Raw genomic sequence first — 23,307 nt, forward strand, 5'->3', positions numbered from 1 at the left:
GGCCGCGTCAGCTCGCGGGGACGGCGTCGGCCGAGGTGGCCTTCTTCGCGGCGGTCTTCTTGGCCGTCGTCTTCTTCGCCGCGGTCTTCTTGGCGGCCGTCGGCTTCTTGGCCGCGGTCGTCTTCTTCGCCGCCGTCGTCTTGGCGGCCCGCTTCTTGGTGGCCGCGGGCCGGCTGCGACGGTCGGCCAGCAGCTCGGCGGCGCGGTCGAGTGAGATGGTCTCGACCTCGTCGCCCTTGCGCAGGCTGGCGTTGGTCTCGCCGTCGGTGACGTAGGGGCCGAAGCGGCCCTCGCGGACGGTGATCTGGCCCTGGGTCACCGGGTCGGCGCCGAGCTCCTTGAGCGGAGCCGCCGCCGCCCGGCGGCCGCGCTGCTTGGGCTGGGCGAAGATCGCCAGCGCCTCGTCGAGGGTGACGGTGAACAGCCGGTCCTCGCTCTCCAGCGAGCGCGAGTCGGTGCCCTTCTTGACGTAGGGCCCGTACCGGCCGTTGAGCGCCTGGATCTCCTCGCCGTCGGGGGCGGTGCCGACGGTGCGGGGCAGGGTGAGCAGCTGCAGCGCCTGCTCCAGGGTCACCGTCTCCGGCGACATCGACGCGAACAGGCTGGCCGTGCGGGGGCTCTCCTTGCTGCCCTCGGGCACGACGGTGGTGACGTAGGGGCCGTAGCGGCCGGCCTTGACCACCACCGGGTGGCCGGTCCCGGGATCGGTGCCGAGTTCCCGGTCGCCCGAGGGCGCGGTGAGCAGCTCGGCGACCCGGTCGGCGGTCAGCTCGTCGGGGGCGAGGTCCTCGGGGATGCTGACCCGCGCGCCGTCGTCGCCGCCGGCCTGCAGGTAGGGGCCGTAGCGGCCGACCCGCACGACCACCGGCTCCCCGTTCAGCCCGGTCGCGCGCAGCGGGATGGAGTTGACGCCGCGGGCGTCGATCTCCTCGAGCTCGTGGCCGATGACCGACTTGAGCCCGCCCGAGGCCGCGATGCCGCCGGCGTGCCGGCCCTCCCCGCCGAAGTAGAACTCCGTCAGCCAGTCGACCCGGCCCAGCTCGCCGCTGGCGATCTCGTCGAGCTCGTTCTCCAGCGAGGCGGTGAAGTCGTAGTCGACGAGCGCGGCGAAGTGCTGCTCGAGCAGGTTCACCACCGCGAACGCGACGAACGAGGGGACCAGTGCCGAGCCCTTCTTCCACACGTACCCGCGGTCCTGGATCGTCTGCATGATCGACGCGTAGGTCGACGGGCGGCCGATGCCGAGCTCCTCGAGCCGGGCGACCAGGCTCGGCTCGGTGTAGCGCGACGGCGGGCTGGTGGTGTGCCCCTTGGGCTCGAGCTCGCGGGTGTCGAGCTGCTGGCCCCGCTCGACGCGCGGCAGCCGCCGCTCGGCGTCGTCGCTGCCGTGCTCGTCGTCGCCGGCCGCGTTCTCGTCGCGGGACTCGACGTAGGCACGCAGGAAGCCCGGGAAGGTGATGGTGCGGCCGCTGGCGGTGAACTCGACCCGCTCGTCGGTGGTGCTGCGGCCGGCCAGCCGGATGCTGACGGTCTGCCCGACCGCGTCGGCCATCTGCGAGGCCACGGTGCGCTGCCAGATCAGCTCGTAGAGCCGGAACTCGTCGCGGGCGAGCTGGCCGGCGAGCTGACCGGGCGTGCGGAAGGAGTCACCGGCGGGGCGGATGGCCTCGTGCGCCTCCTGCGCGCCCTTGGTCTTCTTGCTGTAGCGCCGCGCCTCGGCGGGCACGTAGGCGTCGCCGTAGAGCTCGCGGGCCTGGGTGCGGGCGGCGTTGATCGCCTCGTTGGAGAGGTTGGTCGAGTCGGTCCGCATGTAGGTGATGTGGCCGTTCTCGTACAGCCGCTGGGCCACCCGCATGACCTGCGCCGAGGACCAGCCGAGCTTGCGACCGGCTTCCATCTGCAGCGTCGAGGTGGTGAACGGCGCGTACGGACGGCGCCGGTAGGGCTTCTCGTCGACCCGGCTGACGCTGACCTGGCGGCCCTCGAGACGGGCGGCCAGCCCGCGGGCGCCGGCCTCGTCGAGGTGCACGACGTCGCCGGTGACGCGGCCGGTGGCGGGGTCGAAGTCGCGGCCGGTGGCCACGCGGCTGTCGTCGACGCTGACCAGGCGGGCGCGCAGCGTCGTCGGCTCGCCCGCGTCGGAGCCGGTGCGGCCGGGGACGGCGAAGACGCCGTCGAGGGACCAGTAGTCCGCGGCGGTGAACGCCATCCGCTCGCGCTCCCGTTCCACCACGATCCGGGTGGCCACCGACTGCACGCGGCCGGCCGAGAGCTTGGGCAGGACCTTCTTCCACAGGACCGGGCTGACCTCGTAGCCGTACAGCCGGTCGAGGATGCGGCGGGTCTCCTGCGCGTCGACCAGCGCGGTGTCGAGCTCGCGGGGGTTGGCCACGGCGCGGGCGATGGCCTCCGGGGTGATCTCGTGGAAGACCATCCGGCGGACGGGGACCCGCGGCTTGAGCGTGTCGACCAGGTGCCAGGCGATGGCCTCGCCCTCGCGGTCCTCGTCCGTCGCGAGGTAGACCTCGCTGGCGTCCTTGACCAGCTGCTTGAGCCGGCTCACCTGCTGCCTGCGGTCGGGGCTGACCACGTACAGCGGCTCGAAGGAGTTGTCGACGTCGACGCCGAGGCGGGCCCACGAGGCGCCCTTGTGCTCGGCCGGGACGTCGGCGGCGTTGCGCGGGAGGTCGCGGATGTGGCCGACGCTGGCCTCCACGACGTACCCGTTGCCCAGGTAGCCGGCGATCTTCCCGGCCTTGGTGGGCGACTCCACGATGACCAGCGGACGACCACCCCCGGCAGCGGCCCCCCGGCGTCGGGCGGGCGTGCTGGTGCCACCGGCGGTCGTGTCGGCGGGCTGGCCGTTCTTCGTGGTCTTCGTGGGCACGGTGCTCCTGTCGGTGGTGCCGGTCGCGGCAACGCGGTGCGCGGTCTCGTCGTCACGCGGTGCGCCCCCTCGGCGGGCCACGGTAGGCCACGACCGCGGAACGCGACCGGCTGGCGACCCCGCGCGGGCGCGCCGTCACCGCGTCCAACGGCGCAGCGGCGCGACTGTTCCCCGCCTCCTCCGCGCGGGTCCCGGCCGGCTCAGTCGCTCCCGCGCTCGCCCGCCACCACCTCCCCGATCGCGGCGAGGGTGGGCCGGTCCCGGTCGAGGTACAAGGTGTGCCAGGTGTCCCAGTCGACCGGCAGGGGCGTGGCCCCGAAGTCCGGGTGGTCGGTCTCGGTGCCGTGCACGTCGGCCAGCCAGGTGACGGGGTCCAGCGGCGAGGAGGCCTCGTGGACCTCCTCGGCCTCCAGCTCCGCCGCGACGGCGTCCATCCCCGGGCTGCCCAGCAGGACCAGGGCGTCGACCGCCAGCTCGCCGGGCACCTCCGCGGCCCGGTCGACCACGACCGTCCCGTAGCTGTGGGCGACGACCGTGACCCGCGGGAGCTCCGCGCCGCGCGCGGGGTCGGCCCCGCGCGCCGCGGCCAGCCCCGCCAGGTCACCGGCGAGGGCGGTCCCGCCGGCGGCGGCCCGCCCCTCCACCCAGGCCGTCGGGGCGAGGACGTTGCCCGGCGGGCGGTACCCGAGCCAGGCGACGGTGGCCACGGAGGCGGCCGGCGCGGCGGCGCGGGCCGCGTCCGCCACCGCCCGTGCGTCGACGCCCAGGTCCCCGAGGTCGTCGACGTCGTTGCCCACCCCGGGCACGTACACCCCGACGTCCTCGGCGGTGTCGAGGTCGCCGTGGACGACCGCCACGAGGGACTCGTCGGCGTCGAACGACCACAGCTGGACCGGGCGGCCGGCGGCCTGCTCCCTATCGAGCTCCGCCGCCACGGCCACCGCCGTCCCGTGTCCCGCCGAGGACGGGTCGGCCAGCGCCCGCTCGAGCAGCAGCCGGTTGGCCCGGTCCCGCGCCCAGGCCGGCAGGCCGTCGAGCGAGCCGACGAGCCCCGGCTCCCACGACGTCACGACGGCGCGCGCCGGCTCGGACAGCCCCGCCCACCAGGCGGCGACCGACTCCGGTGACGTCCCCACGACGGGCAGGCACGCGGGCTGCCACACGCCGCCGAGGGCGACGGCGGCCTCGAGCCCGGCGTGGTCCGGGGGCCCGCCCACGGTGACGCCGACGGAGCCCAGCGGCGCGGCCGATCCGGCCGCGGCCGCGGCGGCGCGGGCGGCGGCCCGCAGGGCGTCGGCCGCGAGCCCGGCGACGCGCTCGGCGGCGTCCGCCCCTGCGGCGATCGCGTCGTAGTGGTCGGCCAGCGCCTCGGGTGTCGCACCGGCGGGCGGGGCCGCCGGTGCGGGGACCACGGCCCCACCGGCCTCGTCCACGGTCACCCCGAGGACCGCCGCCTCGGCGAGCGCCTGCTCGGCCAGCTCCTGGGCGGTGCGGGCCTCCCGGGCGGTGTCCTCCAGCCGGTCCAGTGACTCCCCGAGCGCGCGGGTCACCGCCGTGACCACGCCCGACACCTCGCCCAGGGCCAGCGCCGCGGTCTGCCCGGCGTCGCCGGACCAGCACTCGGCGTCGTGCAGGGCACGCGCCACCGACTCCATCCGCGCCCGCCACGGCGGCAGCCGCTCGGTGACCGCCTCGAGCGTGTGGACCGCGCCGTCGAGCAGGGCGACGTCCCAGGCGGCGACCGCGGTCAGGGCCGGCGCGCTCACCGGGTGCCCACCGGCAGCGCCGCCCGGGTGGCCAGCAGCCGGTCGGAGAGGGCGGCGTCGGCCAGCCGGTAGGACCTGACCGCGCCGAGCAGGGCGGTGGACGCCGCCTGCGCCCCCGCGACAAGGTCGGCGACGAGCACCGCCCACAGCTGTCCGGTCGCGCCGGCGTGCTCGGACACCTCACCGGGTGCCGCGGTGGCGAGGGAGACGGCGGTGGAGCCGCACAGGTCGGCGTCACCGGACAGCTCGGTGGCCAGTGCGGCGAGCTCCTCGCCCAGCGCCTGGACGACGTCGAACTGGATGGCGATGGACACGGACAACGGCCCCTCCCGGCGTCGGCGCCGGACCACGGTGGTCCGGCGCCGCGGACGCTAGGGCGGTGCTGCGCCGGGACCCGTCCCGTCGTCCACAGCCGGGCGGACGTCCACAGCCGACCCGCGGGGTGGACTCAGGACGCGGAGGAGGTGAGGCTGTCCGACGGCTCCTCGCTCGCACCGCCCACGACGACCGAGCGGCGCTTGGACACCACCACGGCACCGACGACCACCAGCGTCGCGGCTCCCGCGACGAGCAGCCGCACCGTGGTGTTGGCGTCCTCGCCGATGGAGAGCGTGACCACCGCCGGCGCGATGATCAGGGCGACCAGGTTCATCACCTTGAGCAGCGGGTTGATCGCGGGGCCGGCCGTGTCCTTGAACGGGTCGCCGACGGTGTCGCCGATGACGGTGGCCGCGTGCGCCTCACTGCCCTTCCCGCCGTGGGCGCCGTCCTCCACCATCTTCTTGGCGTTGTCCCAGGCGCCGCCGGAGTTGGCGAGGAACACGGCCATGAGCGTGCCGGTGGCGATGGCGCCGACGAGGTAGGCCGCCAGCGGGCCGAAGCCGAGCCCGAAGCCGACGGCGACCGGGGCGAGGACCGCGAGCAGGCCGGGGGTGGCCAGCTCGCGCAGCGAGTCCTTGGTGCAGATGTCGACGACGGCGGAGTAGTCGGGCCGCTCGCTGTAGTCCATGATCCCGGGCCGGGTGCGGAACTGTTCGCGGACCTCGAACACGACCCGTCCCGCGGCGCGGGAGACAGCGCTGATGGTCAGGCCGGAGAAGAGGAAGACGACCGCGGCGCCGATGATCGCGCCGACGACGTTGTCCGGTGCGACCAGGCTGAACGACTGCGCCAGGTCGACGTCGCCGAGCGCGCTGCGGACCTGCTCGTTGTACGACCCGAACAGCGCCGTCGCGGCCAGGACGGCGGTCGCGATGGCGATGCCCTTGGTGATGGCCTTGGTCGTGTTGCCGACCGCGTCGAGGTCGGTGAGCACGCGGGCGCCGTCCTCGTCGATGTCACCGGACATCTCCGCGATGCCCTGCGCGTTGTCGCTGACCGGCCCGAAGGTGTCCATGGAGACGATGACGCCGGCGGTGGTGAGCAGGCCGCAGCCGGCGAGGGCGACCGCGTAGAGCGCGGCGCCGCCGCCGATGAGGAAGGCGCCGTAGACCGCGCCGCCGATGAGCAGGGCGGCGTAGACCGCCGACTCCAGGCCCAGCGAGATGCCCGAGAGGACGACGGTCGCCGCCCCGGTGAGCGAGCTGCGGCCGACGTCGCGGACCGGCTTGCGCGAGGTCTCGGTGAAGTAGCCGGTGAGCTGCTGGATGGCGGCGGCCAGCACGATGCCGATGAGCACGGAGACGAAGCCGAGGACCTGCGGGTTGACCACGGAGTCGGGGACGTCGGCCACGCCGGGCAGCACGGTGAAGGCCGCGACGACGACGAGCACGAGCGAGACCACCGCGGAGGTGAAGAAGCCGCGGTTGATCGGCGCCAGCCCGCTGGAGTCGTTCTTGCCGGGGTTGCTGGCGAGGATCCCGACGACGGAGGCCAGCACGCCGATGGCGGCCACGACGATCGGGAAGACCATGCCGTCGGCGCCGAAGAAGACCTGTCCCAGGATCAGGGCGGCGACCAGGGTGACGGCGTAGGACTCGAAGAGGTCCGCGGCCATCCCGGCGCAGTCACCCACGTTGTCGCCCACGTTGTCGGCGATGGTGGCGGCGTTGCGGGGGTCGTCCTCGGGGATGCCGGCCTCGACCTTGCCGACGAGGTCGGCGCCGACGTCGGCGGCCTTGGTGAAGATGCCCCCGCCGACGCGCATGAACATCGCCAGCAGGGCGCCGCCGAAGGCGAAGCCCTCGAGGACGACCGGCGCGGTCTCGTCGAAGAGCAGCAGCGCCAGGGAGGCGCCGAACAGGCCCAGGCCGACGGTGATCATCCCGCAGACCCCGCCGGTCCGGTACGCGATGCGGAAGGCCGGCCGGTAGCCGCCGGACTGGGCCGCGGCCGCGACCCGGACGTTGCCGCGCGTGGCCACGGTCATGCCGATGAAGCCGACAGCGGCGGAGAACAGCGCGCCGACGAGGAAGAAGACGGCCCGGGCGACCCGCGTGCCCCAGCCGCCCTCGGCCACCGGGAGCACCAGCAGCAGCAGGAAGACGATGACGGCGAAGACCGCCAGCGTGCGGAACTGCCGCCGCAGGTAGGCCCCGGCACCCTCCTGCACGGCCTGGGCGATCTCGCGCATGCGGGCGGTGCCCTGCTCGGCGCCCAGGACGGCTCGCACGAGGGACCAGGCGAAGACGAGCGCAGCCAGCGAGACGACGAGGGCTGCCGTCACGAGGACGACGTCCCCGCCGGAGAGATCATTGTCCGGCATCAGTACCTCCGAGCGGTCGGCCACCGCCGGGCGGCTCGCGTCCCCGGTCGGCGGAGAGCACGTCGGCGAGCGGACCGCCCGGGACGCCGCGCGAGTGTAAGGGAGATCACACTCCGCGGTCTGCCCCTGAGCCGACCCCGTTCCGGAGGCCGGCCGGGCGGACGGCGGGGTTGCCCCCGGGTGTGACAGTGGTGGGGTGACCACGCTCCACCCGGTCCGGCCGGCTGCTCCCCCATCCGGCCGCGAGGGGTCATCGGGGGGTGACGCGTCCCGGGAGGCGCAGGTGAGCGGCGGTCCGGCCGTCCACGGGTCGGCCGCCGGGCACGGGTCGGCCGGGACGTCGCCGGGGAGCGTGCCCCCCGGCGCGGAGCTGCTCGATGACCTGCTGGCCGGCACCGCCGAGGAGGAGTCGCCGGTCACCCACGTGCACCGGCTCGCGGTGCGGCAGAGCCGGACCCTGCCCTGGCCGGAGTGGGTGGACCCGGCGCTGCGCGGGCGGCTGGAGCAGCAGGGCGTGCGCGAGCCGTGGCGGCACCAGGTCGAGGCCGCGCAGCTCGCCCACGACGGCACCTCGGTCGTGGTGGCCACGGGCACGGCGTCGGGCAAGTCGCTGGCCTACCAGCTGCCGGCCCTCACCCGGCTCGTGGAGGACCCGCGCGCCTGCGTCCTCTACCTCGCCCCGACCAAGGCCCTGGCCCGCGACCAGCTGGCCGCGGTGGCCGCGCTCGCCGACCCGTCGGTGCGGCCGGCGGCCTACGACGGTGACACCCCCGCCGAGGAGCGCGACTGGGTGCGCCGCCACTCGCGGTGGATCGTCACCAACCCGGACATGCTGCACCGCGGCGTGCTGCCGGCCCACCAGCGCTGGTCGTCGACCCTGCGCCGGCTGGCCTACGTCGTCATCGACGAGTGCCACGCCTACCGCGGGGTGTTCGGCTCCCACGTCGGGCACGTGCTGCGGCGGCTGCGGCGCATCTGCCGCCGCTACGGCGCCGACCCGGTGTTCGTGCTGGCCTCGGCCACCGTGGCCGAGCCGGCCGCGGCGGCGACCCGGCTGGTCGGGGCGCCGGTCGTCGCCGTCACCGACGACGGTTCGCCGCGCCCGGGCGCCACCTTCGCGCTGTGGGAACCCCCGCTGACCGAGCACACCGGCGAGCTCGGCGCGCCGCTGCGCCGGTCGGCCGCCGCGGACACCGCCGGGCTGCTGGCCGACCTGGTCGAGCGCGGCGCACGCACGCTGGCGTTCGTCCGGTCGCGGCGCAGCGCCGAGACGGTGGCCGAGCAGGCCCGCCGGCTGCTCGCCGACCGCGGCCGCGGCGACCTCGTCCGGCGGGTCGACTCCTACCGCGGCGGCTACCTGCCCGAGGAGCGCCGCGAGCTCGAGCGCGCGCTGTCCGCGGGCGACCTGCTCGGCGTGGCCACCACCAACGCCCTCGAGCTGGGCATCGACATCGCCGGCCTCGACGCCGTGGTGCTCGCCGGCTACCCGGGCACGCTGGCCTCCCTCTGGCAGCAGGCCGGCCGCGCCGGGCGCGCGCAGCGCGAGTCCCTCGTCGTCTTCGTGGCCCGCGACGACCCGCTGGACCACTACCTGGCCCACCACCCGCGCGCGGTGTTCGGCCGGCCGGTCGAGGCCACCGTCACCGACCCCGCCAACCCCTACGTCCTCGGCCCGCAGCTGTGCTCCGCGGCCGCCGAGCTCCCGCTGACCCCGGAGGACCTGCCCGACTTCGGCGGCGCGGTGGCCGAGGCCCGGCTCGAGGAGCTCGTCGCCGCCGGGGACCTGCGGCGGCGCCCGGCCGGCTGGTACTGGGCCGGCCGCGGACGTCCCGACGTCGACATCCGCGGCAGCGGCGGCGAGCCCGTGGCCATCATCGAGGCCGGCACCGGCCGGCTGCTGGGCACCGTCGACGGCGGGGCGGCGCACTCGACCGTGCACACCGGCGCGCTCTACGTGCACCGCGGCGAGACCTTCGTCGTCGACGAGTTCGACCCCGACGACGCGTGCGCGGTGGTGCACGCCGAGAGCCCCGAGTGGACCACCGTGGCCCGCGACGTCACCGACCTGTCGATCGGGACGATCGAGCGGACCCGCCGGCTGGGGACGGTCACCGCGCACACCGGCGTCGTCGACGTGACCAACCAGGTCGTGGCCTACCAGCGGCGGCGGGCCGGCACCAGCGAGGTGCTCGCGGAGTTCCCCCTGGACCTCCCCCCGCGCCAGCTGCGCACCCGGGCGGTGTGGCTCACCCTCGACGCCGACGCGGTGGCCCGCGCGGACGTCGACGACCTGGCGCTGCCCGGATCGCTGCACGCCGCCGAGCACGCCGCGATCGGGATCCTGCCGCTGCTGGCCACCTGCGACCGCTGGGACCTCGGCGGGCTGTCGACCGCGCTGCACCCCGACACCGGCACCGCGACGGTGTTCGTCTACGACGGGCACCCGGGCGGCGCGGGCTTCGCCGAGCGCGGCTTCGCGGCGCTGCGGCGCTGGCTGCGGGCCACCCGGGCCACCGTGGCCAGCTGCGAGTGCGAGAGCGGCTGCCCGTCCTGCGTGCAGTCGCCGAAGTGCGGCAACGGCAACGACCCGCTGGACAAGGCCGGAGCGGTGCGCGTGCTCGACGTCGTCCTCGACGAGCTGGCCGCCGCCGAGGGCGCCGGGGAGGACGCGGATGCGGCCGACGACGATCCCGTCCACGTCATGCCGACCGGCCCGGTCCGGGGCCTGCTGCGCCGCCCCGGCGTCGGCCGGCCGGCCGCCCGGTCCGAGGACGCCGCCGGGGACCCGCCTCCCGCGGACGCTCCCGCCGACACCGGCGGCGGGCACGTCGAGGACGACCTGGTCTTCTGAGCCGTCCGGCGGCACCGGCCCGGCGCGGGCGAGGGCCTCGGCGCGCCGGTTCCCCAGCGGACCGAGCGGGACGGTGACCGCCACCCGCACGTCGACGACCGCGCCCGGCCCGACCGTGCAGTCGGCGAGGACGGCGCCGTTGGCCTCGGCGACCTGCGCGGCGACCGGGCACGCGGCGGGGTCTCCGGTGACGGCCCGCGCTGCGGCGGCGAGCGCGGCGAGGTCGGCGGCGGACCCGGCGCGGTGGCGGGCGACGGCCGCCGCGCCGACCAGGACCGCGGCCAGCCCGACGACCGCGAGCACGCCGGCCAGGGCCGTCGTCCAGACCGTCGCCGACCCGCGCTCGCCGTCCGTTCCCGGGAGCCCGCGCGTCCTCATCCCGGAACCGCTCCGGGCTCCAGGCGCGCGACGGCACTCGCCCCGACCGCGACGGCCGGCCCGACGCCCAGCGGCGGCACCTGCGCGCGGACGGTGACCCGCACCTCCTCCCCGGCGACGACGACCGCGGTCACCGCCCCGTCGGGAGCCGCCCGCGCCGCCAGCGCGCGCACCTGCGCCGCGTCCTCCCCGCGGGCCGCCGCGCGGGCGCCCTCCCGCGCGGCGTCCACGCAGCGCAGGTGGGCACCGACGACCACGACGGCGGAGACGGCGGCGGCGAGCACCAGCAGCAGCACCGGCAGCACGACGGCGGTCTCGGCGGTGACCATGCCCGCCTCACGGCGGCCGGTCCGGGGCCGGCGGGCGGTCAGGACAGGACTCCGAGCGCGGAGTCGACCAGGTCGCCCAGCGCGGTGACGACCGAGCCGCCGGTCACCACCCGGTAGAGGACGGCGGCGAAGGCGCACGCCGCGACCGTCCCGACGGCGTACTCGGCGGTGCTCATGCCAGCCTCGGCGGTCGCGCGGACCCGCGCCCACCGGCGCCCCAGCCGGCCGGCTCCCCCGGCGGACGGGTCCGCAGGAGTCGGGGCCGTGGCAGTCGGGTCCTCGGCAGTCGGGTCCTCGGCAGTGGGGTGGTCGGCGGTCGGGTGGTCGGCGGTCGGGTGGTCGGCGGTCACGGGCTCCTCCTCGGGTCGGGCGGCCCCGGACGCGGGGCACGTCCCGACCCTCGCCGCCGCGGGTCGCCGGCCCGGCGGCCGCCGTCCTGCTGTGGACGGCGGGCGTCCTGTGGACGGCGGCGCGCCGGCTGTCGGCCCTTCCGCTTCAGCTGGACGCCTCGGATGCCGTATCAGCCGTGAGGTGGCGCGGGCGCACCACCGGCACGGTGGGAGGAGGAGCGATGGCACATCCCGACCGCCCTGAGGGCCGGCCGCTCGTGCTCGTCGGCTACGCCGTCGCCTTCGCCGTCGCCGCCGTCCTGTTCGGCGTCGACCGGACGCTGGGCGTCGTCGCCGGTGCGCTGAACGTGGTGTTCGGCGTCTACTTCTGCCGGCACCTCGCCTTCGCCGTCGCCGCTGCCCGCTGGGCCGAGCGCGACCTGCTCGCCGCCGACGTCGGCCTGGACACCTACACGCCGCCGGTCGCGGTCCTGGTGGGCTGCAAGAACGAGGAGCTCGTCGTCGACGGGATGGTCTCGGCGCTGCTGGCGCTGGACTACCCGGCCGACCGGCTCACGCTCGTCGTCGTCGACGACGGGTCCGACGACACGACCGGCGCGAAGCTCGACGCCTGGGCGGCGCAGGAGCCGCGGCTGCGCGTGCTGCACCGGCCACCGGGGGCCGGCGGCGGCAAGTCCGGCGCGCTCAACGAGGCCCTCGGCCTGGTGGACGCCGAGATCGTGCTGGTCTTCGACGCCGACCACGAGCCCGAGCCCTCGTCGCTGCGCCGGCTGGTCCGGCACTTCCGCGACCCGGTGGTCGGCGCGGTCATGGGCCGGTGCGTCATCCGCAACGGCAAGGACTCGGCCATGGCCGGGACGGTCTTCGTCGACTACCTCTCCGGCTACCTGGTCAACGAGTACGGCCGCCAGGCACTGTTCGAGCTGCCCGCCTACGGCGGGGCCAACTGCGCGGTCCGCATGAGCACCCTGCGCGCGCTCGGCGGCTGGAACCCCGAGACCGTCACCGAGGACACCGACCTGACCCTGCGCGTGCTCATGGCCGGGCAGCGGGTGCGCTACGACGTCTCGGCGATCGACTTCGAGGAGGCGGTGGTCAGCGCCCAGCGGTTCTGGAAGCAGCGCTACCGCTGGGCACGCGGGCACCAGAAGTGCCTGCGCGACTACTGGTGGCCGCTCATGCGCACGTCGTACCTCTCCCCGGTGGAGAAGGTCGAGACGTCGCTGTTCCTGGCCGTCTACCACGTGCCGATGCTCTCCGGACTCGGGCTGCTGCTCACCGTCCTGCGGGCCTTCGGCGTCGGGGACCTGCCGGTGATCGGGCTGCTGCCGCTGTCGATGCTGCTGTTCATCGGTCCTCTGGCCGAACTGTGCGTCGGCCTGCTGGTCGGCCGGGTGGAACGCCGCTCGGCCTGGCGGCTGCTGGGCTTCCTGCCGGCGTTCGCGCTGTCGATCTGGATCACCTCCCGCGCCTACCTCGACGGGATGCTCGGGCGTCCCTACAGCTGGGTGAAGACGACGCGGTCGGGCGCCACCTCGACCGTGCGGCCGGCCGTGCCCGCCCCGGTGGCCGCCGTCCCCGTGTCCGCGCCCGCCGGCACCCGGCCCCGGTCGTTCGCCGTGCAGCCCGGGGAGGAGCGGTGAGCGCCGCCGGCCTCGCGCTGTCCCCGGTCCACCGCCCGCCCCGGCGCGGGTCCACCCGGCGGCTGCTGCCGGTCCTGCTCGACCTCGCGGTCGCCGCGGCGATCTGCGTGCTGGGCTTCCGCCACGTGGCCGGTCCGCTCCAGGTGCTGGAGGCGGCGTGGGTCGCCCGGGTGCTGGGGTGGATCGCGCCGGGGCAGGCGTCGGGCGTGCTGTCGCAGCACGTCCTGATCTTCCCGGACGACGGCGGGATCATCGACGCGGTCGTGACGGCGTCGTGCTCGTCGGTGCTGTCGGTGCTCGGGCTGACCGCGCTGACCGCCGTCGTCCTCCGCAGCCGCAAGCTGCACGCCGTCGGCGGCCTGGTGGTCGCCGTCGGTGCCCTGCTGGTGCTCAACCACGGCCGGCTGCTGCTCTCGGCGTGGGCGGGCCTGCAGTGGGGCGAGGGCGCCCTCGTCCTCTTCCACGACTGGGTCGGCACGGTGTGGAACCTGGTCGCCACCCTGGCGGGCTTCCTGCTCATGGTCTGGATCACGCTGCCGGCCCTCGAGCGGGCCGAGCAGGACGTCGCGGGCCGGCACACCGCCCGCCGGCCCGACAGCTGGGCACGTCCCGGCCTGGGCTACCGGGCTCCCGAGGGCGACGAGCGGCAGGGCCGCCGGCGGCGCAGCACCCTGACCGGGCTGCTGCACCGCCACGTCCTCCCGCGCCGGCTCTCTGACCGGCTCGCCGCCCGCCGCGAGGCGGCGCGCGTGGACTACCGGCTGGGCCACCTGCCGCCGGATGGCCGGGCCGAGCGCATCCAGGAGCTGGCCGCCGACGGGCTGGGCGCGCACAGCGCCACGCTCGTCGCCGTCGCCACCTACGAGACAGACCCCGCCGTCCTCGACTGCCTCGCCGAGTGCATCGCCGCGCGGCAGTGGGAGCCGGTCACCGACGCGCGCGTGTCCGCGCTGCGCCTGTGGGCCCGCGGCTGGCTGCTCGCCCGGCCCGCGGTCGACCGGGACCTCGCCCGGCACCCGGCCGCGCGCCGGGTGACCGCGCCGCAGCAGACGGTCCCCGTCGCCCGCATCGCCGTCCCGCCCGCCGGCCGCCCGGCCGCACCCCGGCCCGCCGCACCCCCGCCCGCCGCGGCCCCGCCGGTGCCGGCCGCCGCCCCGCGCCCCGCCAGCTTCGCCCGCCCGCACGACTCGGAGACGCCCCGGTGACCTCGACCCTGCACCCCGCGCCCACTCCCCCGTCCCCGAGCCGCGCTGCCGGCGCCGGCCGTGCGGCCGTGCTCGTCACCGGCGCGGGCGGCCCGGCGGGAGTCGCCGTCATCCGCCGCCTGGTGGCCCTCGGGCACCGCGTGGTCGGCGTCGACGCCGACTGGACCGCCGCCGGCTGCGCGCTGGCCACGGTCGGTGCGGTCGTCCCGCGCGCGGACCACGTGCGCTTCGTCGACGCCCTGGTCTCCGTGGCGACGGCGCACGGCGTCGACGCGCTGATCGGCACGGTGGCCGAGGAGCTCCCCGCCCTCGCCGCCGGCGCCGACCGGCTCGCCGCCGCCGGCGTCGCCACCTGGCTGCCGTCGGTGGACAGCGTCGAGGTGTGCTGCGACAAGGCCGCCTTCGCCCGCGCGCTGCGCGACGCCGGCGTCCCGCACCCGGCCACCACCGGCACGGCGGCCGGGCTGGTCACCGTGCCCGGCCCCTGGGTGGTCAAGCCGCGCGCCGGCCGCGGCAGCCGCGGGGTGCGCCTGCTCGACGGCCGCACCGCGGTGGCCGAGGCGCTGGAGGGGGACGCCTCGCTCATCGCGCAGACCCGGCTGCAGGGGCGCGAGTTCACCGCCGACGCCCTGGTGGGACGGGACGGCGGGCTGCTCACCGTGGTGCCCCGCTGGCGCGACGACACCAGGGCGGGGATCTCGGTCAAGGGCACCACCTTCGACTCCCCCGCCGTCACCGAGGTGGTCGCGGCGGCGCTCGAGGCGGTGCGGCTGACCGGCCCGGCCAACGTGCAGGGCTTCGTGGCCGACGACGGCCGGGCCACCGTGGTCGAGATCAACCCGCGCTTCTCCGGCGGGCTGCCGCTGACGCTGGCCGCCGGCGCCGACGTCGTCAGCACCCACCTCACCGGCATCCGCGACCCGCACGCCGCGCTGCCGCACCTGTGGTTCACCCCGGGAGTCCGCATGACCCGCTACTTCGCCGAGGCCTACACCGGACCCGACGGCGCCCCGGTGGCCGACCCCTCCGCGGCGGAGGCGGTGTCCGCGTGAGCCGCAGCCGGCACGTCCTCGTCCCCTTCGGCACCCGCCCCGAGGTGGTCAAGCTCGCCCCCGTGGTGGCGGCCCTGACCGCCGCCGGGCACCGGGTCGACGTCGTGGACACCGGGCAGCACACCGACCCGGCGCTCTCCACCCGGCTGCAGGAGACCCTCGGCCTGGCACCGACCTGCCGCTTCACGCTGCCGACCGGCGACCCCGCCGCCCGGTACGGCGCCCTGCACGCCGACGCGGCACGCGCGGTCGCCCGCTTCCGCCCGGACGTGGTGCTGGCCCTGGGCGACACGAACACCGTGCCCGCCTACGCCCTGGCCGCGCGGGGTGCCGGCAGGCCCTTCGCGCACCTCGAGGCCGGGCTGCGCAGCCTCAACCCGCGCAGTGTCGAGGAGGTCAACCGGCGGGTGGCCGCGGCCGTGGCCGCCCTCCACCTCGCCCCGACCCGGCGCGCCGCGGCGTTCCTCGCCGCCGAGGGCGTGCCCGCCGAGCGGGTGTTCGTCGTGGGCAACCCGGTGATCGACACGTTGGTCGCCCGGGGCGTCCGGCCGGTGCCGGTGGCGCAGCGGCGCGGCGTGCTGGTGACCGCCCACCGCCCCACCAACGTCGACGACCCGGTGCGGTTGAAGCGGCTGGTGGGCGTGGTGCGCGCGCTGGCCGACCAGGTGGGACCGGTGACGTTCCCGGTGCACCCGCGGACCGCCGCGCGCCTCGCGGCCACCGGCCTCGACGCCGAGTTGGAGCACCCGGCGATCACGCGGTGCGGCCCGGTCGACCACGACGCCCTGCTGACGGCGCTGGCCTCCGCCCGTCTCGCCGTCACCGACTCCGGCGGCATCCAGGAGGAGGCCGCCTACCTGGGGGTGCCCGTGGTCGTGCTGCGCGGGTCGACGCCGCGGTGGGAGGGCGTCGAGGCCGGCACCACGACCCTGGCCGGCCTGGCCGACGACTCCGCCGCCGACACCGTCCTCGCCGCCGCCGCGGCCCACACGAGCGCCGGGGGCCAGGCCCGCGCCGCCGGACTGCCCTGTCCCTACGGCGACGGCACGACCGGGTCGCAGGTGGCCGCCGTCCTCGCCGACGAGGCGACCGACGCCCTGCTGGCCCTCGACGAGCCCGACTTCACCGACGGCCGCCTCCCGTGGTGAGCGCCTGGACCGGCCCGCCGCCGCTGGCCGTCGTCGTCGACCTCGACGACACCCTCTATCCGCAGGCCGCCTACCTGTCCGCGGCGGCGGCCGACGTCGGCACCGCCGCCGGGTCGGCAGGCCTGGACGGTCCCCGGGTGCACACCGCCCTGACCGCGGAGCTCGCGGCCGGGTCGGATCGCGGCGGCACGATCGACCGTGCGCTGCTCGCCGCCGGGGTGCCGGCCGGCGACCTGCCCCGGTACGTCCCGGCGCTGGTCGCGGCCTTCACCGCCTGCACACCCGCCCGGCTCGGTCCCTACCCCGGCGTCCGGGAGGCCCTCGCGACGCTGGCCGCCGCGGTGCCCGTGGGCTGCCTGACCGACGGCAACCCGGCCATCCAGGTGTCCAAACTCGCCGCGACCGGCCTCGGCCCCCTGCTGTCGGAGGTGCTCGTCACCGACGCGCTCGGCGGCCGTGCGGCCCGCAAGCCCGCACCCGGCGGACTGCTCGCCCTGGCCGCGCGGCTGGGCGTCCCCGCCGACCGGGTGCTGGTGATCGGCGACCGCCCGGGCAAGGACGTCGCCGTCGCGGCGGCGGTGGGTGCGCGGGCGATCCGGGTCCGGCAGGGCGAGTACGCGGCGGCGCCGGACGTCCCGCCGCCGTGGGCGGTGACCGCGACGTTCCCGGAGGCCGCCGCACTCGCCCTGCGCGTCGTGACCGCCGCCGTCCCCGTAGCCGGCTGAGCCGACCCGTTCCCCCGTCGGGGTGATCGCGGCCGCGGCCCCCTGCACCCGGCCGCCCCGCCGTCCGATGCCCCTTCGGGAGGGCGGAGCGCGCCCCGGTCCGGAAGGGGTCGACATGGCAGGCAGGACGCCGCGGCGCAGGGCACCGCTCGGGACGCGGCTGGCGGTGGTCACCGGGATCGCGCTGTCGGTGGTGCTCGTGACGCCCGGCGCGGCCAGCGCCCACTACGGCTGGATCCAGCCGGAGGTCACCTGCGTGACCCCCGTCCAGAACGGCTCGTGGACGGCGGTCTTCGGCTATCGGAACACGACGTCGGCGACGCTCACGGTCGGCCGGGGCAGCCTGAACGACATGACGCCCGACCGGTTCGACGGCACGCAGGTCACCCGCTTCTCGCCGGGGACCCGGCAGGGCGCCTTCTCCGTGCAGGTGCCGGCGTCGATCACGACGGTCCAGTGGCAGGTGTACGGCGAGTACGGCATCGCCCGGCGGGACAGCGGCACCCGCTGCCCGTCCTCGACCGAGCTGCCGGCCGACGGCAACGGCATGGGCGTCGTCATCGCCCTCGCCGCCGCCGGCGCGGTGGGTGGCACGTCGGTGTACGTCTCGCGGCGGCGTCGCGACCGCGGGACCCCGGTTCCGACCGCGGACTGACACGTGGTGCACGACCGGGCCTCCCCCCATGGGGGGAGGACCGGTCGGCGCGCTCGAGGGCGCCGCCGGCGGCGCCGATGGACAGGTGTCGGGCGGGCAGGCCGCCCCTGGCGAACGGAGGACGGCGGCCATGGACGGCACGGCGAGGACCCCGGGACGCAGCGTCCTGGCCGTCGGGGCGCACCCCGACGACGTCGAGCTCGGCTGCGGTGCCGCGCTGATGGCGCACGTCGCCGCCGGCGACACGGTGACCATGCTGGTGATGACCGGTGGGGAGAACGGCCCCGGGGACGACCGGCAGGTGGTCGGCCGGCGCATCGAGCAGCAGCGGGCCGCCGAGCTGATCGGCGCCCGGCTGGTGTGGGGCGGCCTGCACGACTGCGAGGTCATGGCCGACTCGGCGACCGTCCGCCGCATCGAGCAGGTGCTGCAGGACACCGCCGCCGACCTCGTCTACGTGCACGCCCCCGACGACAGCCACCAGGACCACCGGGCCATCGCCGCCGCCACCCTCGGTGCGGCCCGGCGCCTGCCGCGGGTCCTGCACTACCAGAGCCCCTCGACGCTGACCTTCGCCCCGAGCGTCTTCGTCGACGTCACCGCCTTCCTCGCCGGCAAGCTCGACGCCCTCGCCGCGCACGCCTCCCAGGTGGAGCGCTCGGCGATGGTCGAGCCGGACGCCGTCGTCGCCTCCGCCCGCCACTGGGGCGCGCAGGCGCGGATCGGCTACGCCGAGGCCTTCCAGCCCACCCGCATGGTGCTCGACCTCGCCCCGGTCGCCCGGGCGGTGCCCGCGTCGGTCCCGGCCGCGTGGTCGCTGGTCCCGGCGCACACCGCGGCGATGCCGGTCCGCGGCCGCTGACCCCTCCTGCCCGGACACCGGCCGTCACCCGAAGACCTGGCCGGCGATGCCGATGACCATCGGCGCGATCCCCAGGCACACGAAGGCCGGCAGGAAGCACAGACCCAGCGGGGCCAGCACCCAGACGCCGGCCCGGCGCACCCCCGCCTCGGCGCGACTGCGGGCCGCGGCCCGCGCCTCCGCCGCGAGACCCCGCAGCCCCGGCGCCGCCGCCGCTCCCGACTCCCCCGCCCGGACCAGGACCCGGCCCAGCCCGGCCAGTTCAGGCGGCGCGTCGTGCCAGGCGGTCCGGGGCGCCGCACCCAGCCGCAGCCGGCCGGCGACGGCGGCGAGCGCGTCCCCCAGCGGCCCGGGCACCGCGGTCGCGACGGCGGCCAGCGCGCCGCCCACCGTCAGCCCGGCGGCGAGGCAGACACCCAGCAGGTCGCACGCCACCGGCAGCTCGGCGGCGAGGGCATCCCCGGCCGGCTCGCCGCGCGGGACCCGCCGGCGCCACCGGTCGGCGAGCACCGCTGTCACGGCGCCGAGCGCCACCCCGACTCCGCCGCCGACGAGCAGCGCGGCGGCGAGACCGGCGAGGACCGGCAGCACCAGGCGCCGGACCGTCCCGGGCACCCCCGCTGTGCGCGCCGTCCTCGGCAGGCCCGCCGCGTGCAGCCTCGCGCTGCGGCGCCCGCCCCGGGACGGCCACGCCAGCAGCGCACCGGCGACCGCCAGCAGCGCCGCGGCCTGGGTCACCGCAGCGCCCGGCGGACCAGGCGCGCCGACCAGGCCAGCCCGGCGGCCTCCAGGGTCACCCCCGCCACGAGCAGTCCCTGACCGACGACGGTCGTGGTGAGCACCGTCCAGGGACGTGCGCCGATGCCGCCGCCCATCGCCAGCGCCAGCAGGGGCAGCCCGGCCAGCAGCGCGGCGCTCGCCCGCGGGCCGGCGGTCACCGAGCGCAGTTCGTCGCGCCGGCGCCGGCGGGCGCGCAGGTCGTCCTCCACCGCACCGGCGACGGCGGCGAGAGAACAGCCCGTGCGGTTGCTGAGCCGCACGGCCGCCGCGAGCCGCGCGTGCGCCCTGCCGAGCTCCGACGACGCCCCGGCCGGGACCGCCTCGGGAGCGCGCAGGGCACGGGCGAGCTCCCGGGCCGCCCCGGGGTCGGGGACGACCGCCACGGCCGACGCGGTGGCCGCCCCGAGCGGCCGGCCGCTGCGGAGCTCGGCGGCCAGTGCGGCGAGGGCGTCGGCGAGGACGTCGAGCGACTGCTCCTCCCGACGGCCCTCGCGCTGCCGGAGCGCGGCACGGGCCACCCCCGCCGCGACCGCCCCCGCGAGGACGGCCACCAGCGGCGGACCGGCCAGCGCGCCGGCCAGCAGCCCCGCGGCGCCGGCGAGGACCGGCCAGGCGGCCGGGGTGCCGGGCGCGGCCCACGCCGCGACCGGCCGCGGTCCGCCCGCCAACCGCCGCAGCCGCTCCCGCCGCCGGGAGGCCGCGCCGGGCCAGGCCAGCAGCGCGAGGGCGCCGGCCACCAGGGCCGCGGTCACGCCGGTCCGCCGTCGAGCAGGCCGGCGTCGAGCAGGCCGGCCAGCCGGTCCGCGCCCGGGCACGGGCCGCCGTCGGCCCGCCAGCCGGCGTCGACGGCGACCAGGTCGCCGTCGCGGCGCACCACGCCGACCTCGGCCACCTGCCGGCCTCCCGGAGTGCGCCGCAGGTGGACGACGACGGCGAGGGCGGCCGCGGCCTGGCTGTGCACGGCCCGCCGGTCCAGGCCCGCGGCCACGCCCAGCGCCTCCAGCCGCGCCGGGACCTCCGCCGGCCGGTTGGCGTGCAGGGTGCCGCAGCCGCCGTCGTGCCCGGTGTTGAGCGCGGCCAGCAGGTCGGTGACCTCCGCGCCGCGCACCTCGCCGACCACCAGCCGGTCGGGCCGCATCCGCAACGCCTGGCGCACCAGGTCGCGCAGGGTCACCTGGCCGGCGCCCTCCACGTTCGGCGGCCGGGTGAGCAGCCGGACCACGTGCGGGTGCGCCGGGGTGAGCTCCGGCGCGTCCTCGCAGAGCACCATCCGCTCGCCCGGCGGCACCTCCCCCAGCAGCGCCGACAGCAACGTCGTCTTGCCCGACCCGGTGCCGCCGGTGACGAGGAAGGCCAGCCGCCGGCGCACGACCGCCCGCAGCAGCGCCTCGGAGTCCCCCGGCAGCGTCCCGCGGGCGGCGAGGTCGGCCAGGTCCAGCGAGCACCGGCGCAGCACCCGCAGCGACAGGCAGGTCCCCCCGCCCGACACCGGGGGCAGCACCGCGTGCAGCCGGGTGCCGTCGGGCAGGCCGGCGTCGACCCACGGCGCGGCGTCGTCGAGCCGGCGGCCGGCGCTGGCGGCCAGCCGCACCGCCAGCCGGCGGACGGCGTCCTCGTCGGGGAAGCGCACGTCCGCGGGCTCCAGCCCGCTCCCCCGGTCCACCCACACCTCGCCGGGACCGTTGACCAGGACGTCGGTGACGCCGGGGGTCCGCAGCAGGAGCTCCAGCGGCCCGGCGCCGGCCAGCTCGGACACCGCGTCGCGCACCGCCTCGAGGACGTCGGTCTCCCCGAGCAGACCCGCCTCCTCCCGCACGAGCGCGGCGACCGCGGCCCGGCTCGGCGGCCCGGGGTCCAGCGCGAGCCGGGCGCGCACCCGCTCGACCAGCGGCAGGCCGCTCACGCCGCGCGCTCCGGCCGGGCGAGCTCCCCGAGCAGCAGGCGGGTCACCGCGCCCAGCGGACTGCGCGCCGCCACCGAGGGCGGCTCGCCGCGCTCCCCGCGCGACGGTGCGCCGCGGTCGTGCCCCAGCTCGGCGAGCACCGGGGACCCCGTCACCGCGGCGACCTCCGCCGCCGACAGGCCGCCCGGCACGGTCCGCATCAGGACCCGGGCCGCCGACCAGGGACCCGCGGTCACCAGGGAGCGCGCGGCCGAGGCGGCGCGCAGCCGGGCGGGCACGACGAGCAGGGCGAGATCGGCCTCGGCGAGCACCGCCTCGGCCGCGGGGTCGGGCCCGGTGCCCCGCGGTAGGTCGACCACCACGGGCAGCCCGCACCCGCGTGCGGCCTCGACCACGGTGGCGAGGGCCCCGGCGACCACCGGCGCGGGCTCGTCGCGCGCGGCGGCCAGGACGTGCACGCCGGCGGCCTCGGGCAGCGCCGCGAGCAGCGCGTTCCCGGCCAGCCGGCCGCGCACCCCGGCCAGCGCGGGCCAGCGCAGGCCCTCCGCGTCCTCGGCACCGAGCAGCAGGTCGAGCCCGCCGCCCCACGGGTCGGCGTCGACGAGCAGGACGCCCTCACCCCGGGCCGCGGTGGCGACGGCCAGCGCGGTGGCCAGCGTGCTCGCACCCGCACCGCCGCAGGCGCCCCCGACGACGGCGAGCCAGCCGTGCTCCACCGGCGAGCGCGCCGCCTCGCCGGCACGGGCGGCGAGCCAGGCCTCGTCGTCGGGCAGGACGGCGACCCGCTCGGCACCCAGCTCGACCGCCGCCGCCCACGCCGGAGCCGGGATCGCGCCCGCCGCGACCACGACCACGCCCGGGCGCCGCGGCAGCGCGCGGACCGGCGGGGCGCCGAGGACGTCGGCGCCGAGCAGCACCAGCCCGGCCTCGCGGTGCGCACGGCGCAGCGCCGGACCGCCGGTGGCGACCTCGGGCTCGGTGCCGGCGGCGGCGAGGACGCGCAGGACGTCGTCGAGCAGGTCCTCGTCGACGCTGACGACGAGCGGGCGGGACGGTGGGGGGACGGGACGCGGGAGCACGCGCCGAGCCCAGCGCACCGCGGCGGCGCCCGGCCCGCGGAGCGACGGCCTGTGGATGACCCGGAGGGGTGTGGACGGCGCGCGGGGACCCGTCACCCCCCTCCCGTGGTCTTACAGTCGTGAACCGTGACCCGCGCCGCGGCGTTCTTCGACCTGGACAAGACGGTCATCGCCAAGTCCAGCACCCTGGCCTTCGGCCGCCCGTTCTTCGCGGGCGGGCTGATCAACCGCCGTGCCGTGCTCAAGGGCGCCTACGCGCAGTTCGTCTTCTCCCTGGCCGGCGCCGACGCCACGCAGATGGAGCGGATGCGGGCCCAGATCACCGACATGGCGACCGGCTGGGACGTCGCGACGGTGCACGAGATCGTCTCCGAGACGCTGCACGAGATCGTCGACCCGCTGGTCTACGCCGAGGCCGCCGACCTCATCGAGTTCCACCGGGCGGCGGGGCGGGAGATCGTCATCGTCTCCAGCAGCGGTGCGGAGATGGTCGAGCCCATCGGCGAGATGCTCGGCGCCGACCGGGTGGTGGCCACCCGCATGGTGACGGCCGAGGGCCGCTACACCGGCGAGATCGCGTTCTACGCCTACGGGGAGAACAAGGCCGAGGCGATGCGGCAGGTGGCCGCCGAGAGCGGCTACGACCTGGCCGACTGCTACGCCTACAGCGACTCGGTCACCGATCTGCCGATGCTCTCGGCGGTCGGGCACCCGACGGCGGTCAACCCCGACCGGGCGCTGCGCAGGGCGGCCGCCGAGCGCGGCTGGCCGGTGCTGGAGTTCACCCGGCCGGTGTCGATGCGCTCGCGCTTCGCCGTGCCGCCGGCCCCCGTGGTCACCGGCGCCGCGATGGGCGTGGGCGCCGCGGTCGCCGGGCTGGCCTGGTACTCGCGGCGGCGGGCGCTGCGCGCGGTGGCCACGGCGGCCTCCGCTGCGGTGCCGGTCGCGGTCCCGGCCGCCGGCCGGTGGCGGCGCCGGGGCGCCTGAGGC

19 protein-coding genes and 1 pseudogene are annotated in these 23,307 nt (G+C 77.4%); 9 read left to right on the plus strand and 11 right to left on the minus strand.

Going from position 1 to position 23,307, the window contains the following annotated elements:
• Positions 1-7: 7 nt before the first annotated feature.
• The 4 genes from topA to HLV61_RS21720 form a co-directional block, all read right to left on the minus strand.
• The gene (gene topA, locus HLV61_RS21705) at positions 8-2,887 is read right to left on the minus strand and encodes a type I DNA topoisomerase (protein ID WP_369259250.1); all 2,880 of its coding nucleotides are present in this window, start codon (positions 2,885-2,887) and stop codon (positions 8-10) included.
• 200 nt (positions 2,888-3,087) lie between these two features.
• Positions 3,088-4,653, minus strand: a complete 1,566-nt coding sequence (locus HLV61_RS21710) for an alpha/beta hydrolase (protein WP_369259252.1) — start codon at positions 4,651-4,653, stop codon at positions 3,088-3,090.
• On the minus strand, positions 4,650-4,967 hold the full coding sequence (locus HLV61_RS21715; RefSeq protein WP_369259254.1) for a hypothetical protein: 318 nt from the start codon (positions 4,965-4,967) through the stop codon (positions 4,650-4,652). Before HLV61_RS21715 ends, HLV61_RS21710 begins: the two co-directional genes overlap by 4 nt.
• 134 nt (positions 4,968-5,101) lie before the next feature.
• Positions 5,102-7,357, minus strand: a complete 2,256-nt coding sequence (locus HLV61_RS21720; RefSeq protein ID WP_369259256.1) for a sodium-translocating pyrophosphatase — start codon at positions 7,355-7,357, stop codon at positions 5,102-5,104.
• Between the two features lie 283 nt (positions 7,358-7,640).
• On the opposite strand from HLV61_RS21720, the gene HLV61_RS21725 reads away from it, so the two are divergent.
• Positions 7,641-10,208 carry a DEAD/DEAH box helicase gene (locus HLV61_RS21725; RefSeq protein ID WP_369259258.1) on the plus strand — a complete coding sequence of 856 codons (2,568 nt, stop codon included), beginning with the start codon at positions 7,641-7,643 and terminating at the stop codon, positions 10,206-10,208.
• A gap of 27 nt (positions 10,209-10,235) precedes the next feature.
• Here the strand turns inward: HLV61_RS21725 and HLV61_RS21730 are convergent.
• The 3 genes and pseudogenes from HLV61_RS21730 to HLV61_RS21740 form a co-directional block, all read right to left on the minus strand.
• Positions 10,236-10,586, minus strand: a pseudogene (locus HLV61_RS21730) (Rv3654c family TadE-like protein); the annotation flags it as partial.
• Positions 10,583-10,915, minus strand: a complete 333-nt coding sequence (locus HLV61_RS21735; RefSeq protein WP_369259260.1) for a TadE family type IV pilus minor pilin — start codon at positions 10,913-10,915, stop codon at positions 10,583-10,585. The pseudogene HLV61_RS21730 and the gene HLV61_RS21735, both read right to left, overlap by 4 nt.
• Positions 10,916-10,953: 38 nt before the next feature.
• Positions 10,954-11,265 (minus strand): DUF4244 domain-containing protein, encoded by a 312-nt coding sequence (locus HLV61_RS21740; protein WP_369259262.1) that lies wholly within the window; start codon positions 11,263-11,265, stop codon positions 10,954-10,956.
• Positions 11,266-11,486: 221 nt separating this feature from the next.
• Between HLV61_RS21740 and HLV61_RS21745 the strand changes: the two genes are divergently transcribed.
• The 7 genes from HLV61_RS21745 to HLV61_RS21775 all read left to right on the plus strand — a co-directional run bounded on the left by HLV61_RS21745 (position 11,487) and on the right by HLV61_RS21775 (position 18,555).
• Positions 11,487-12,908, plus strand: coding sequence for a glycosyltransferase (locus HLV61_RS21745; RefSeq protein ID WP_369259264.1), 1,422 nt, complete (start codon positions 11,487-11,489; stop codon positions 12,906-12,908).
• Positions 12,905-14,113 (plus strand): exosortase/archaeosortase family protein, encoded by a 1,209-nt coding sequence (locus HLV61_RS21750; protein ID WP_369259266.1) that lies wholly within the window; start codon positions 12,905-12,907, stop codon positions 14,111-14,113. The genes HLV61_RS21745 and HLV61_RS21750 overlap by 4 nt, the downstream gene beginning before the upstream one ends.
• Positions 14,110-15,165, plus strand: coding sequence for an ATP-grasp domain-containing protein (locus HLV61_RS21755; RefSeq protein ID WP_369259268.1), 1,056 nt, complete (start codon positions 14,110-14,112; stop codon positions 15,163-15,165). The genes HLV61_RS21750 and HLV61_RS21755 overlap by 4 nt, the downstream gene beginning before the upstream one ends.
• The gene (wecB, locus tag HLV61_RS21760; protein ID WP_369259270.1) at positions 15,162-16,313 is read left to right on the plus strand and encodes a non-hydrolyzing UDP-N-acetylglucosamine 2-epimerase; all 1,152 of its coding nucleotides are present in this window, start codon (positions 15,162-15,164) and stop codon (positions 16,311-16,313) included. The genes HLV61_RS21755 and wecB overlap by 4 nt, the downstream gene beginning before the upstream one ends.
• On the plus strand, positions 16,310-17,038 hold the full coding sequence (locus HLV61_RS21765) for an HAD family hydrolase (protein WP_369259272.1): 729 nt from the start codon (positions 16,310-16,312) through the stop codon (positions 17,036-17,038). Before wecB ends, HLV61_RS21765 begins: the two co-directional genes overlap by 4 nt.
• A gap of 115 nt (positions 17,039-17,153) precedes the next feature.
• The gene (locus HLV61_RS21770; RefSeq protein WP_369259274.1) at positions 17,154-17,693 is read left to right on the plus strand and encodes a hypothetical protein; all 540 of its coding nucleotides are present in this window, start codon (positions 17,154-17,156) and stop codon (positions 17,691-17,693) included.
• A gap of 130 nt (positions 17,694-17,823) precedes the next feature.
• The gene (locus HLV61_RS21775; protein ID WP_369259276.1) at positions 17,824-18,555 is read left to right on the plus strand and encodes a PIG-L deacetylase family protein; all 732 of its coding nucleotides are present in this window, start codon (positions 17,824-17,826) and stop codon (positions 18,553-18,555) included.
• A 24-nt stretch (positions 18,556-18,579) separates the two neighbouring features.
• Here the strand turns inward: HLV61_RS21775 and HLV61_RS21780 are convergent, their stop codons facing one another.
• From HLV61_RS21780 to ssd, 4 genes are read right to left on the minus strand one after another with little or no spacing between them, the layout of a single operon-like run.
• Positions 18,580-19,293: a type II secretion system F family protein gene (locus HLV61_RS21780; protein WP_369259278.1), complete on the minus strand. Its 714-nt coding sequence runs from the start codon at positions 19,291-19,293 to the stop codon at positions 18,580-18,582.
• The gene (locus HLV61_RS21785; protein WP_369259280.1) at positions 19,290-20,087 is read right to left on the minus strand and encodes a pilus assembly protein TadB; all 798 of its coding nucleotides are present in this window, start codon (positions 20,085-20,087) and stop codon (positions 19,290-19,292) included. Before HLV61_RS21785 ends, HLV61_RS21780 begins: the two co-directional genes overlap by 4 nt.
• Positions 20,084-21,238: a TadA family conjugal transfer-associated ATPase gene (locus HLV61_RS21790; protein ID WP_369259282.1), complete on the minus strand. Its 1,155-nt coding sequence runs from the start codon at positions 21,236-21,238 to the stop codon at positions 20,084-20,086. Before HLV61_RS21790 ends, HLV61_RS21785 begins: the two co-directional genes overlap by 4 nt.
• Complete coding sequence (gene ssd / locus HLV61_RS21795; protein WP_369259284.1) at positions 21,235-22,317, minus strand: septum site-determining protein Ssd; 1,083 nt, start codon at positions 22,315-22,317, stop codon at positions 21,235-21,237. Before ssd ends, HLV61_RS21790 begins: the two co-directional genes overlap by 4 nt.
• A 126-nt stretch (positions 22,318-22,443) precedes the next feature.
• Between ssd and HLV61_RS21800 the strand changes: the two genes are divergently transcribed.
• The gene (locus tag HLV61_RS21800) at positions 22,444-23,304 is read left to right on the plus strand and encodes an HAD-IB family hydrolase (protein WP_369259286.1); all 861 of its coding nucleotides are present in this window, start codon (positions 22,444-22,446) and stop codon (positions 23,302-23,304) included.
• The last annotated feature ends 3 nt before the right edge of the window (positions 23,305-23,307 follow it).

The sequence above is a fragment of the Geodermatophilus amargosae genome, assembly GCF_041028265.1.
GTDB lineage: Bacteria > Actinomycetota > Actinomycetes > Mycobacteriales > Geodermatophilaceae > Geodermatophilus > Geodermatophilus amargosae_A.